The organism is Cupriavidus sp. 01L415, assembly GCF_056400065.1.
On record NZ_JBFTSP010000019.1, the window covers coordinates 89,030 to 101,475 of the forward strand.

Consider the following 12,446-nt stretch of genomic DNA (forward strand, 5'->3'; position numbering starts at 1 on the left):
GCCTCAGGCGAAGTTGACGACAACGCGCCGGTTGGTGCGGCTTTTCTTTTCGATCTTGGTCACGGCCACGGGGCCGATCTCGCCCGTGTTGGCCACATGGGTGCCGCCGCAGGGCTGGCGGTCCACGCCGGGGATCTCGATGATGCGGATGGTCGAAGTGCCGGCCGGCGGCGCCGCGCCCACGGTGCGCACGAGGTCCGGCTGGGCCGCCAGTTGTTCGGGCGTGATGCGGTCGATCCGCACCTCGGTCTTCGCACCGATCAGCGCGTTCAGCTGCGCGGTCAGTTCGGACTTTTCGAGCGTGGATTCGGGCAAGTCGAAGTCGATGCGGGCCGAGTCCGGCGAGATGCTGCAGCCCGTTACCGGCACCGGGATCAGGGATCCGAGCAGATGCAGGCAGGTGTGCAGCCGCATCAGCTTGTGGCGGCGCGCCCAGTCGATCCTCACCTCCACGCGATCGCCGGCCTGCACAGCCGGGGCATCCGGGGCGGGCACATGCAGGATGCGCGTGCGGTCGTCGCCATAGACCGTGTCGGTCAGCACGATCACGCGGCCATCGGCCAAGGTCAGCGTGCCGGTGTCTCCCGCCTGTCCGCCGCTGCGCGCGTAGCAGACGGTCTGGTCCAGCTCGATGCCGCCTTCGCTCACGGCCACGACCGTGGCGCTGCAGTGGTCGAGGTAGGCGTCGTCGTCGAAACGCTTGTGAGTCGTGGCGGACATCGCGGGGGCTCCTTCGGTGTGTGGGGCTTGTTGTTGTGTTGTCGTATCGGGGATTCAGCCCAGGGTCTTGATGCCCGTCGGCGTTTCGATCTCGGCGGCGAGCCCCGGCGCGCCATCGGCCTGTTCGATCTCGATCAGGTGGTCGGCGCCCAGCCAGGCCAGCCCCTGTCGCAGCAGTTCCGCATGCGGGTGCCGCCCCCGCAGCCTGCGCAGCGCCATGTCCTGGCGCGGCAGGCTGACCGCCGGATGATTGGCCACATCCCACTGGATCAGCGTGGGGAACAGGCCGTCGCCGGCGCTGGCTCCTTCACCCCGCCACGCGGGCAGGCTGCCGTCCTCGGGCACCGTCAGCCGCCAGTGCAGGTCGCCGCGCGTCATCGGGATGGCCGGGGCGATGCGGTCCGGGTATTGCGCCTGCCAGCGCGACAGGTCGGCGGGGCGCTCCACGCGGGCCGCCCAGTGCGCCAGGAACGGGCCGTCGCGCAGGCGCTGCTGCATCAGATCGCTGTCCAGTCCGAACCAGCGCGGCCGGTCGGGCGCCGGCGCCGCCGGGTCGATCGCCATGACTTCCAGGTACAGGCCGCCAAACAGGCCCATTACGCGGTTGTGCGTGCCCATGCCCGGGTGCGCGCCGCCGCTTTGCGGGGCGACACCGAGCACGCCGGCCACGTAGTCGACCCCTGAATCCAGGTCGGGCGCGGCAATCACGAGGTGGTCAATGGCTAGCTTCATCGTCGGTTGATGGTAGTCAAGGTTGGCGGTACAGTACCGATACAGTTCAGCGGATCGTATTCAGTACAGTTTCGGGAGCACCACATGGAAGGCAGCCAGGAGGACGGAAACCCGCCCAAGACGCCAGCTCGCAAGAATAGCGGAGGCGACGCCAGTGCGGTGGGCGGCACACGCGCATTGCGGCTGGTGATGCCGGCGGCGGGCCATGAGCGGCTGCCGGACCCCATTCCGTCCGCCCAGATGACGCTGGTCGAGCAACTGACCGAATGGGCGCGATTGCGGATCGACGAGCGCGTGTTCCGGGCCGGGATGCGAATGCCATCGATCCGGCAACTGGCCACGGAGAAAGGGATTTCGCGCTTCACCGTGGTGGAGGCCTACGAGCGGCTGGTGGCGCTGGGCTACCTGGAATCCCGGCGCGGCTCGGGTTTTTATGTGCGCGAGCGCGTCAGTCATTCCGCCGCGGTCGTCCCGCCGCCCTCGAATGCCATCCGCAATATCGACGTCACCTGGCTGCTGCGCAGCATGTTCCACTCGGCAGAAAGCCACAAGGCGCCGGGCTGGGGCTTCCTGCCCAATGAATGGCTCGACGGCGAGCTGGTTTCCGGCGCGCTGCGCAGCCTGGGCCGCCAGCCGGGCAACCACTTCCTCGCCAGCGGCACGCCGCAAGGCTTCCTGCCGCTGCGCCAGCAGCTGCGGACGCGCCTGGAGGAGTTGGAGATCGGCGTCACGCCGGATCAGATCGTGATGACGTCCGGTATCACCCAGGCACTGGACCTGATCGCCCGGGAATTCCTGCATCCCGGCGACACCGTGCTGGTTGGCGATCCGGCCTGGTTCGTGATGTTCGCCCGCTTTGCGACGCAGGGTGCCAACGTGATCGGCGTGCCCTACACGGCGGACGGCCCGGACCTGGAGGCGCTGGAGCGGATCGTCCAGGCCCACCGGCCCAGGTTCTTCGTCGTCAATTCCGTGCTGCACAACCCGACCGGCACCTCGCTCTCCGCGGCGCGCGCGCATCGGCTGCTGCAGCTGGCCGAGCAGTACGACTTCCTGATCATCGAGGACGACATCTATTGCGATCTGTGCCCGCCCGGCCACGCCGCGACGCGGCTGGCCAGCCTGGACCAGCTGAGGCGCGTGATCTACCTGGGTAGCTTCTCCAAGACGCTCGCCGCCAACCTGCGGGTCGGGTTTATCGCCGCCAGCCCGGACCTGGCCGTGACGCTGACCGACAGCAAGCTGGTGACCGGCATGGCGACTCCGGAGATCAACGAACGCGTGGTCTACAAAGTGCTGACCGAAGGGCACTACCGCAAGCACGTGGAGCGGGTGCGCGCCAGGCTGGACCGCGCCCGCGACGAGACGCGCCACCGGCTGGAACGGCTGGGTTTGCGCATGTTCCCCGGCCAGCATGCCGGCATGTACCTGTGGGCGGATACGGGCGTGGATACCAACGCCATCGCCACGGCGGGGCATGAGGAAGGCTACCTGTTCGCGCCGGGCAGCCTGTTCTCGCCGTCGCAGATGCCGTCCAGCTGGACGCGCTTCAACATCGCCAGCAGCAGTGACCCCGGCATGCTGCGCTTCCTGGCCGGGCAGATGGATCGCCTGTCGGGCCAGTCAGCCGCCCCGGGGGCTTGAAAAATCGCCGGCCAGTCCCGATTTGCTGCCCCATCGACGCCGGCCCGGACCCACGGGCCGGGCATGTTCCGTTTGCCTGTTTTTAAGAGGAGAACCATGACCGCACCGCACGAGACGATGAGCTTCCAGGCGGAAGTGAAGCAACTGCTGCACCTGATGATCCACTCGCTGTACAGCAACAAGGAAATTTTCCTGCGCGAGCTGGTTTCGAATGCTTCGGACGCTACCGACAAGCTGCGCTTCGAGGCGATCGCGAACCCCGCGCTGCTCGAGAACGACGCCGACCTGGCCATCCGGATCGAAGCGGATGCCGCCACCCGCACGCTGAAGATCACCGACAACGGCATCGGCATGAGCCGTGACGAGGCGATCCGCAACCTCGGCACCATCGCCCGGTCGGGCACCAAGGAATTCTTCCAGCAACTGTCCGGTGACCAGCAGAAGGATGCGGCGCTGATCGGCCAGTTTGGCGTGGGCTTCTACTCGGCCTTTATCGTTGCCGACAAGGTCACGGTGGAAACCCGCCGCGCGGGCCTCCCCGCCGACGAGGCCGTGCGCTGGGAAAGCGCCGGCGACGGCGAGTTCTCCGTGGATGCCATCACCCGCACCGAGCGCGGCAGCACCATCACGCTGCACCTGCGCGAGGGCGAGGACGATTTCCTGTCGGCCTACCGCCTGCGCCACATCATCCAGAAGTACTCGGACCATATCTCGCTGCCGATCCGCATGCCCAAGGAGGAGTGGGATGCCGAGGCCAGCGCGCACAAGCGCACCGGCGAGTGGGAAAGCGTGAACCAGGCCAGCGCCCTGTGGACGCGTGCCAAGTCCGATATCACCGACGAGCAGTACCAGGCGTTCTACCAGCACATCGCCCACGATCACGAGGCGCCGCTGGCCTGGACCCACAACCGCGTGGAAGGGCGCAGCGAATATACCCAGCTGCTGTACATCCCGGCGCGCGCGCCGTTCGACCTCTGGGACCGCAATCACAAGGCCGGCCTGAAGCTGTACGTGAAGCGCGTGTTCATCATGGACGATGCGGATCAGCTGCTGCCGTCGTACCTGCGCTGGGTCAAGGGCGTGGTGGACTCGGCGGACCTGCCGCTGAACGTGTCGCGTGAACTGCTGCAGGAAAGCCGCGATGTGCGTGCGATTCGCGAAGGCTGCGCCAAGCGCGTGCTGTCGATGCTGGAATCGCTGGCTGACAGCGAGGACGAAGCCGAGCGCAACAAGTATGCGACCTTCTGGGAGCAGTTTGGCCAGGTGCTCAAGGAAGGCCTGGGCGAGGATCAGGCCAATGCCGAACGCATCGCGAAGCTGCTGCGCTTTGCGTCGACGCAAGACGACACGGCCGGGCAATCGGTCTCGCTGGCGGCGTACGTGGGCCGCATGAAGGATGGGCAGGACAAGATCTACTACGTCACGGCCGACACCTGGGCCGCGGCGAAATCGAGCCCGCATCTGGAAGTGTTCCGCAAGAAGGGCATCGAAGTGCTGCTGCTCACGGAGCGCGTGGACGAGTGGATGCTGTCCTACCTGCGCGAGTTCGAGGGCAAGGAGCTGATGTCCGTGGCGCGTGGCGACCTGGATCTGGGCAGCCTGGCCGATGAAGCCGAGAAGGCCGAGCAGGAAAAGGCCGAAACCGACTGGAAGGAAGTGGTCGACCGCGCCAAGGCCGTGCTGGAAGGCAAGGCCAAGGACGTGCGCGTGACGCTGCGCCTGACGGAATCGGCGTCGTGCCTGGTGTCCGATGACGGCGACATGAGCGGCTATCTGCAGCGCCTGCTGAAGCAGGCCGGCCAGAAGGCGCCGGACGCCCAGCCGATCCTGGAGCTGAATCCGGAGCACGCACTGGTGAAAAAGCTGCGTGACGTGCCGGACGGCGACGCGTTTGGCGACCGCGTGCGCGTGCTGTTCGACCAGGCCCTGCTGGCCGAAGGCGGCATGCTCGAGGACCCGGCGGCCTATGTGCAGCGTGTCAACCGTCTGCTGGCCTGACGGCGTGACGCACCGGCAGGGCGGGGTGGCCGGCGACGGCCGCCCCGTTTTGCCGTCATGAGGCCCCGGCAATGACCACCAAACGCTGCTTTCCTCCGGTCGTCGATGCCCACACCCGCGTGCTCGTGCTCGGCAGCCTGCCGGGCGAGGTCTCGCTCGCGCAAAGCCAGTATTACGCGCACAAGCAGAATCAATTTTGGCGGTTGGTTGGCGATATTACGGGCGAGGATCTCGTCGCGATGGGATACGCCGAACGACTGCAAACGCTGCTGGCCCACAACATTGGCTTATGGGATGTGGTGGCGGAAGCGAAGCGCGATGGGAGCTTGGACAGCAACATCCGTGATCATGCCGGCAATGATCTTGTGGGATTGATCGAATCGCTACCGAATCTGACAGTGATTGCGTTCAATGGCGGTACCGCTGAACGTATTGGATTGAAGGCCCTTGGGCGGGCCGCCGGCGGTCATCACCTGGTCAGGTTGCCTTCCAGTAGCCCGGCTCATACCCTGTCCTACGCGGAAAAATTGCGTGCCTGGCAGGAGTTGCGAAGGTGGCTGGGGGACTGAGGCCGACGCTAATAGTGACTGACTCTTGCCACATTCGCTTCTGGAGCGGGCTGTCGGCCACCAATAGCTGGCTGAACACGGAAGCGCGAGGTCGGTCTGAAGAACACTGGCCTTGGTCGAATGCCGAAACTCCGTAGCCGACCCTCGGCTAATGCTCAAGCATCGCGCCCAAGTCGAGTTCGTCGGCAACCTTCTTTAATCGCTTGTCGCGAGTCCAGATGGTGACGCCGGGATGCAGACGTGCGGATGCCAGCAGTGATGTATCGACATATCCGATCCCACGATTGAATAACCCTTCTCGTTCGATCAAATAGAACGTCTCTTCCGGCGTTGCAATCGGTGCCCGGGGCAGATCGAGTAAAGCACCGAGCACAACGTCTCGGTTGCGTAGACTGCCCAGCGATATCTCTCCAATCACGAATGAATGAGCCAGGACACGCTCCTCGGAAAGCAAACTAAYCAGCAAAGGATCGGACGCGTTAATGTGGTCTATCCAGACTGACGTGTCGACAAGAATCATTCGACGTCCTGCCGGCGACGCGGCGCCCCCTGTATGCCGGGTTGACTACCGCCAAGGTTCGCGAGCCGCCTCCCGGCCTCACGTTGGATCAATGCTTTGAGAGCTTCACGCACAAGCGCCGACTTTTCCTCCAAACCTGTATAGGCTTGAGCCTTGGCGATCAATTCGTCATCGAGAGCGATGGTAGTACGCATGGACGGCTCCACAAGTTGGAGCACCTATAATAGCATCGTTTGATGCCTTTTGTCGTGCCGGTGCATCGGTTGAAGCCAAGTTGGCCGTAGTCGCCAGGCGTCTGTGACGCCTGGCTTGGAGGGCCACCGCACCCGTACACGATGTCAAATTAGCCAAGACAACAATCAGTTCTGGCGCCTGGTTGGCGAGACGATCGGCGTGGATCTGCCGTCGCTGGACTACGACGCGCGCCTGCAGGCGCTGCTTGCGCATCGGATCGGCTTGTGGGACGTGGTGGCCGAAGCGCGCCGCGATGGCGGCCTCGACAGCAATATCCGCGACCATGCGGGCAACGACCTGATCGGTCTGATCGAAGCGTTGCCCGGTCTCAAGGTAATCGCGTTCAATGGTGGTACGGCGGCGCGTATCGGCAAGAAAGCGCTCTCGGATCATGCGGATCGGCATCGGATCGTCATGCTTCCCTCCAGCAGCCCTGCCTACACATTGTCGTACGCGGAAAAGCTGCGCGCCTGGCAGACATTGCGGCCATGGCTGCCTGTGAAGCCGCGCCTGGCATAGTTCGTTCAGCCGAAGTCCGGCTGCGTGGCTGCGTAGCTTGGCCGCGCACGCATGACTGCGTGACCACGCCGGATGTTCGCCCGTGTTTCCAACATCGCCGCGCTTTCCGGGAATCGCGCCAGATACTCGACGATCGGGGCGAAGAACAGGTCGGCCATCGACAACGTATTCCCGACCAGGAAATCGCGCCCGCCGTATGCCTGCTCCAATGCATCGAGCTGCCTCGCGATCTCGGGCAGGGCCGCCTCGATGGTGGCACGATCAGGCTGGCCGTCCTGGCCCTTCGGGAACACGTAGTGCAGCACGTAGCGGCGCACCATCGCATCGTAGCCGTGGCAGTTGATCAGGCTGATCCACTGCTCGCAGCGTGCGCGGGCAGTGGGGCCGGTTTGCGGAATCAGGTTTGGGCCGCCAAAGACGTCGTTGATATAGCTCAGGATGGCGCGCGTTTCGTAGAATTCGATCGGACCGTCGGCGAATGCCGGAATGCGGCCAAACGGGTTGTGGGCCAACAGTTCGTCGTTGTGCGGCGCAAGTGGCTTGAGCTTGTAGGGCACGCCTTTCTCTTCGAGCGCCAGGCGCACCGTGCGAACGTAGGTGCTGCGCGCATCGCCGTAGACGGTCAGCGTGCCGGCGCTGCCTTCGGCATCCACATAGTCGCTAAGGTTGTTGAAGACCGATTGCCAGCCGCCGGCGTGCGAATCGCGCGTGGCGGTGTCGGGGAAGCCACTATGGCGCATGTGCAGGTGCGTGCCGCCATCCTTGTCGGTCAGTGTGATCTCGATGAGCGTGCGCACGCCGGCGGGTGGCTCGCTCCCTTCCCACTGCCACGTGTAGGCCAGAAAGTCAGCGCGATCGATCTTCTGATACTCGCCACCGACAACGTGTTGCTCGCCGTCCTTTGCGCCCATCACAAGTCGATAGCGGCCGCCCACGCGCGCATCGGCGCTGGCTTCCAATACCTGCATGCCACGCGGGCAATGCCAGACGGCCAGGGCGGCCTGGTCGGTAAATGCATCAAACACCCGCTCGCGCGGCGCGCGGATCTGGCGGGTCATCTCCAGATGAAACGTTGCAGCTTCGGTCATGACTTGATCCCCTTTTTCCGGTGGGTGACAGCGGGCTCGCTTTGTGTCTGCTCGACAAAGGCCACCAGCCTGTCGAGATTGCCATCCCAAAGCCGGCGATAGGTCTCCAGCCAGCCATGCGCATCGCGCAATGCGCCAGGGCGCAAATGGCAGATACGCCAGCGTGCGTTGACTTCCCGCTCGATTAGTCCTGCGTCGGCCAGCACACGCAGATGCCGGGAGATGGCCGGGGCGGATATATCGAACGGGCGCGCCAGTTCGCTGACCGGGGCGTCGCCCTCGGACAACCGCGCAAGAATCGCGCGGCGCGTCGGGTCGGCCAGGGCAGCAAAGATGGTGGAGAGGGGGTCGCCGGTATTTGGCATGAGGTCATTTAACTCATTGGTTAAATGAAGATCAAGCTCTGTTACATCCGATGGTTCGGGGCGCAGGCGATCCGGGAGGGGGGATACGCGCCGGCCAGTGGAGGTCCAGCCGGCTCAAAGGGCAGGGGAGGGAAGTGCCGCTCAGGTCGTCGTGTCAGGGCCGCCAACGTGGCGGTGACCTGGGCTTGCAGGCCGGCCACGGTGCCAGCCTTGGCGCTGTCATCCGCGCCGCTGTTCTGCGCCGCCTGCAACGGCTGCATCCGCGCGGCCAACTGCCTGGTGGTGTCAAATTAGACAAAATAACAACCGGTTCTGGCCGCTGATGGGCGATATTCTCGGCAAGACCTGCGGCATGGATTATCCTGTGCGGCTGCATCAAGATCAGGGGTCAAGTTTTTCCGGAAGTAGCCGTAATCCCAGATCACCGACGCTCCATGGTGGAGAGCCGGGATCAAGAACCAGCTGCTTTCAGCCATGTTGTTGATGTCCGTCCTCCTGCAGCCGTGTTGTTGCAGTCTGGCTGCCTTGCCAAACAAACTGCCACTACATACTAAAAAGCATGTTTGACAAATTTTGCCATCCCCGGTTGTTCGCCTGCGTCATTGCGATGCAGTTGTCGATGGGCGCGTCCGCTGTTTTCGCGCAAGCCAATCCGGCGCCCGCCGTCGACACTTCGGTCGAGTCCGGTACGCCGGCCGAGCCATCTTCGACGAGCCTCGTCGCTGAACTGCAGCAGCGTATGCGAGACAAGTCCGTCCGTGAATTGCGCGCAAGCGTCAATGGCGACTACGGCGCGACCCTGATGCTTGCCGATGATCAGGTGCTTTGCTACGTCGGGCTCTCTTACCAGAACAAGCTCTGGAATGTATCGCGCTTTCATTCGTTGGCGGCGGCCGAGTCGGCTTACCGTACGGCCAGCAAGCAAAGCGCAGCCATGGCTGACGATGAGATCCGGCGGCAATTGCTGGCCACGCAGCAGCGCCAATATGATCGTGCGATTCAAGACGCGGAAGCGCGGGCCAGTGCCCTCACCAATGACTTGAGCGTGATCCAGGCGCAGCGCCAGCGCCTGACGGAGACCCGGCAGGCATCCCGCATGGAAGTGCAGGCCGCCGAAGTCGATAACCGCGCCGCGCGCACTCAGCTGGAAAAGCTCCGGCAGGAAATTCGCCGTATCGAGTCGACCCTGGCGGACTCGGGTCAGATGCCCGGGTCGCAGAAGACGCGGCGCTAGGCACTGGCCGCATCGGGTTCCGGCCCGTCTGTTCAGGCGGGCGGGGCAGGTGGTGCGGCGCGCCCGGCTGGCCTGGGCAGGCCGGGCAGGCAGAGTATCGCGGTATGTATCCGCGGTATGTCTCAATACAATGGCCGCAGCCGTGAGGCAAGTCAGGCCGTTGTGTCGACGATATTGCCCGAGGTGCTGCCGCCGGCTTCCTGAATCGCTTCGGCCAGCTTGGAGACGGCCTCCTGCAGGGCGGCGGACGTCGCCGTCACGCCGGCTTGCAGGGCCGCCACGGTGCTGGCCTTGGCGCTGTCGTCAGTGTTGCTGTTCTGCGCCGCCTGCAGTTGCTGCATCTGGGCGGCGAGCTGCTTCTGCAACGCCTCGATCTGCTGCTTCAGGGCCTTGATGACGGCCGATTCGCTGTCTTCGCTGCTGCTGTCGGTGGCGCCTGCGCCGCCGGCCTTGCCTGCACGGCCGAGGCCGGACGGGCCGGTGATCGAGCCGCTGGCGCGGGCCGAGCCCGAAGCCGGGCCCGTGACGCTCCCCTGGCTGTCGCCTGCCTTGCTGTCGGTTGCCTGGGTTTCGGCATCAGCGGGTTGGGTGAAGCGGTTGGCCCTGGTTACGGTGACGTCACTGGGCGTGATGATCTGGGGGGTAACGCTGCTGAGGATTGTCATGCGTAAATCCGATCGACGGGAGAGCGTACCCCGTCATCGGCACCGTCCCGGAAAACTTTAGGGCGACGGGGGCGGTCTTACCGGCTTCTGTCACAATCGCGGCCATGACCGGCTCCGGTGGAGCCGGCGGCATTTTTCCGGGTTCATTGCATATGTCCTCTTTCGGCATCGGCGGCATCGGCCTGCACGTGATCGTCGCGATCTTCTTCGCGATCCATGCGGTGCGCAGCCACCAGAACATGTACTGGCTCCTGCTGCTGTTTATCTTCCCCGGCCTGGGCAGCGTGGTGTATTTCTTCGCGGTCTACCTGCCCAGCCTGCGCCAGACGCGCGGCGCGCGGGCGGCCACACGCGCCATCAAGCAGATCGTCGATCCGAACCGCGCCGTGCGTGAGGCGCGCGACGCGTTTGATCGCGCGCCAACGGTCGATCACCGCATGCGCCTGGGCGCGGCATTGCTCGATGCCGGCAACGCCGTTGAGGCGCTGGAACACTATCAGGCTGCTGCCAACGGGCCATTTGCCTCCGATCCGGCGTTGCTGCAGGGCCTGGCCCGGGCGCAGGTCGCCACAGGCCAGCATGCGGCCGCGCAGGCCACGCTCGAGCGTCTGTTCGCGGCCACGCCGCAGGCGCGGGAACAGGCGGATCCGGCATTGCTGTATGCTCGCGCGCTGGCTGCCGTCGGGTCCCCGGATACGCGTGCGGCGTTCGAGCAGGCGCTGGCGTGTGCCAGCGATGCCGCGCCGCGCTGCCTGTTTGCCGACTGGCTGGCCGCTCAGCCCGACGCCGCGGACCGCGAACGCGCGAGGGCGCTCTACACCGAAATTGTTCATGACGCCCGCCACTGGCCGCGCCATGCCCGCGAACACAATCGCGAATGGCTGCAGCGCGCGCAGACGGCGCTGGCCCAATGATCCGCGCCCTGGGCGCTTTTTTCTGTTCTATGACGCTTCTGAAACGCAAATCGATCGAGGCAGTCGCCTCGCGCCGCCCGGCACGGGGTCATCGCGAATCCTCTCGCAACAACCTCTGGGATGAGGGGGAGGATGCCGGCAAACACAGCGGCAAGGAAACTGGCAAAGATGGCGGCAAGGGCGCCGGCAAGGCGACTCAAAAGGACGCCGGCAAGGAAGTGCGCATGAAGCCGCGCTTCGCGCCGGTGACGTTTTCCGAGATGGACGGCGTGCGCTACCTGCACTTCGGAACCGAATGGGTCCAGGGTGCGATGCGGCTGCGCAAGCCCGATGCCATCGAACTGGAGTACGCGCAGCAGATGATGGCGTGGCTGCTGTTCCAGTCGCCCTCCGATGGTGACTTCCATGTGGTGCAGCTGGGGCTGGGTGCCGCCGCGCTGACCAAGTTCTGCCATCGTCATTTCGCGCGCGCGAAGGTGACTGCTGTGGAGTTGAATCCGGCGGTGATCGTGGCGGGCCGCAGCATGTTCGGCCTGCGCAATGACGACGCCCGCCTGACGGTGCGGGAGCAGGACGCCTGGGACTACGTGATGGATGGCGCGACCACGGCATCCGTGGACGCGCTGCAGGTGGACCTGTACGACGCCACGGCGCGGGGTCCGGTGCTCGACACCACGGCGTTCTATCGCGCCTGCCGCCGCGTGCTGAAGTCGCCCGGTGTGATGACGATCAACCTGTTCGGCGACCACGAGAGTTTTCCGAAGAACATCGTGCGGATCTGCGACGCATTCGACAATCGCGTGCTGGTGTTCCCGGAGGTGCACGACGGCAATATCATCGCGATGGCCTTCAATGGGCCGGCGATCGATGTGTCCTGGGAAACGGTGGAGGCAAGGGCCGCGGTCGTGGAAGCCGCGACGACGCTGCCGGCGAAAGACTGGGTGCAGAAGCTGCGCGCGGCCAACGCGCGTCAGGAAGCCCGGCTGGTGATCTGAGGCGCTGGTGATCAGAGGCACGGTCGCTCTGGCGAGGGCTGGAGCGGCGGCGTCCACGCAGCGGAGTCGGAGCGAACAACGATGAAACAAGGGGGCACTGTGAACTGCACCCCAAAAGTTGGACATACATCCAACCTTTGGGGTGTTTTTCATGACGAAGTACGATGAGGCGTTCAAACGTCAAGTGGTCCAGGAGTATTTGTCCGGCTTTGGAGGGGTCATGTCGCTGAGTCGGAAGCACAGTATCAG

The 12,446-nt window shown here is 64.8% G+C and carries 14 protein-coding genes; 7 read left to right on the forward strand and 7 right to left on the reverse strand.

Annotated features, from left to right (window positions below; translation table 11 throughout):
* Window positions 1-3: 3 nt before the first annotated feature.
* Together AC1DOX_RS22515 and AC1DOX_RS22520 are read right to left on the reverse strand one after the other, a co-directional pair.
* On the reverse strand, window positions 4-720 hold the full coding sequence (locus tag AC1DOX_RS22515; RefSeq protein ID WP_441617492.1) for an alanyl-tRNA editing protein: 717 nt from the start codon (window positions 718-720) through the stop codon (window positions 4-6).
* Window positions 721-774: 54 nt separating this feature from the next.
* Complete coding sequence (locus AC1DOX_RS22520; RefSeq protein WP_441617494.1) at window positions 775-1,452, reverse strand: VOC family protein; 678 nt, start codon at window positions 1,450-1,452, stop codon at window positions 775-777.
* A gap of 84 nt (window positions 1,453-1,536) precedes the next feature.
* On the opposite strand from AC1DOX_RS22520, the gene AC1DOX_RS22525 reads away from it, so the two are divergent.
* The 3 genes from AC1DOX_RS22525 to AC1DOX_RS22535 all read left to right on the forward strand — a co-directional run bounded on the left by AC1DOX_RS22525 (window position 1,537) and on the right by AC1DOX_RS22535 (window position 5,663).
* Complete coding sequence (locus tag AC1DOX_RS22525; RefSeq protein ID WP_441617496.1) at window positions 1,537-3,096, forward strand: aminotransferase-like domain-containing protein; 1,560 nt, start codon at window positions 1,537-1,539, stop codon at window positions 3,094-3,096.
* Between the two features lie 96 nt (window positions 3,097-3,192).
* A complete protein-coding gene (gene htpG / locus AC1DOX_RS22530) occupies window positions 3,193-5,094 on the forward strand; it encodes a molecular chaperone HtpG (protein WP_477101429.1) in 1,902 nt (633 codons plus the stop codon).
* A 71-nt stretch (window positions 5,095-5,165) separates the two neighbouring features.
* The gene (locus AC1DOX_RS22535) at window positions 5,166-5,663 is read left to right on the forward strand and encodes a DNA-deoxyinosine glycosylase (protein WP_441617500.1); all 498 of its coding nucleotides are present in this window, start codon (window positions 5,166-5,168) and stop codon (window positions 5,661-5,663) included.
* A 148-nt stretch (window positions 5,664-5,811) separates the two neighbouring features.
* Here AC1DOX_RS22535 and AC1DOX_RS22540 read toward each other — a convergent pair whose 3' ends face one another.
* Window positions 5,812-6,183: a type II toxin-antitoxin system VapC family toxin gene (locus AC1DOX_RS22540; protein WP_477114061.1), complete on the reverse strand. Its 372-nt coding sequence runs from the start codon at window positions 6,181-6,183 to the stop codon at window positions 5,812-5,814.
* Entirely contained in the window at window positions 6,180-6,377 is a 198-nt protein-coding gene (locus AC1DOX_RS22545) for a type II toxin-antitoxin system VapB family antitoxin (protein ID WP_081651297.1), read from the reverse strand. The genes AC1DOX_RS22540 and AC1DOX_RS22545 overlap by 4 nt, the downstream gene beginning before the upstream one ends.
* A gap of 103 nt (window positions 6,378-6,480) precedes the next feature.
* Between AC1DOX_RS22545 and AC1DOX_RS22550 the strand changes: the two genes are divergently transcribed.
* Window positions 6,481-6,936 (forward strand): DNA-deoxyinosine glycosylase, encoded by a 456-nt coding sequence (locus AC1DOX_RS22550; RefSeq protein ID WP_441617504.1) that lies wholly within the window; start codon window positions 6,481-6,483, stop codon window positions 6,934-6,936.
* A 5-nt stretch (window positions 6,937-6,941) separates the two neighbouring features.
* Here the strand turns inward: AC1DOX_RS22550 and AC1DOX_RS22555 are convergent, their stop codons facing one another.
* Both AC1DOX_RS22555 and AC1DOX_RS22560 read right to left on the reverse strand, forming a co-directional pair.
* Complete coding sequence (locus AC1DOX_RS22555) at window positions 6,942-8,024, reverse strand: SRPBCC domain-containing protein (RefSeq protein ID WP_441617506.1); 1,083 nt, start codon at window positions 8,022-8,024, stop codon at window positions 6,942-6,944.
* Window positions 8,021-8,389, reverse strand: a complete 369-nt coding sequence (locus AC1DOX_RS22560; RefSeq protein WP_092134618.1) for an ArsR/SmtB family transcription factor — start codon at window positions 8,387-8,389, stop codon at window positions 8,021-8,023. Before AC1DOX_RS22560 ends, AC1DOX_RS22555 begins: the two co-directional genes overlap by 4 nt.
* A 619-nt stretch (window positions 8,390-9,008) precedes the next feature.
* Between AC1DOX_RS22560 and AC1DOX_RS22565 the strand changes: the two genes are divergently transcribed.
* Window positions 9,009-9,623: a DUF2968 domain-containing protein gene (locus AC1DOX_RS22565; RefSeq protein WP_441617529.1), complete on the forward strand. Its 615-nt coding sequence runs from the start codon at window positions 9,009-9,011 to the stop codon at window positions 9,621-9,623.
* A gap of 152 nt (window positions 9,624-9,775) precedes the next feature.
* Here AC1DOX_RS22565 and AC1DOX_RS22570 read toward each other — a convergent pair whose 3' ends face one another.
* Window positions 9,776-10,288: a hypothetical protein gene (locus tag AC1DOX_RS22570; RefSeq protein ID WP_441617509.1), complete on the reverse strand. Its 513-nt coding sequence runs from the start codon at window positions 10,286-10,288 to the stop codon at window positions 9,776-9,778.
* A gap of 152 nt (window positions 10,289-10,440) precedes the next feature.
* On the opposite strand from AC1DOX_RS22570, the gene AC1DOX_RS22575 reads away from it, so the two are divergent.
* Together AC1DOX_RS22575 and AC1DOX_RS22580 are read left to right on the forward strand one after the other, a co-directional pair.
* Window positions 10,441-11,202, forward strand: a complete 762-nt coding sequence (locus AC1DOX_RS22575; RefSeq protein WP_441617511.1) for a tetratricopeptide repeat protein — start codon at window positions 10,441-10,443, stop codon at window positions 11,200-11,202.
* Window positions 11,203-11,231: 29 nt separating this feature from the next.
* Window positions 11,232-12,197, forward strand: a complete 966-nt coding sequence (locus AC1DOX_RS22580) for a class I SAM-dependent methyltransferase (RefSeq protein WP_441617513.1) — start codon at window positions 11,232-11,234, stop codon at window positions 12,195-12,197.
* Window positions 12,198-12,446 lie beyond the last annotated feature (249 nt).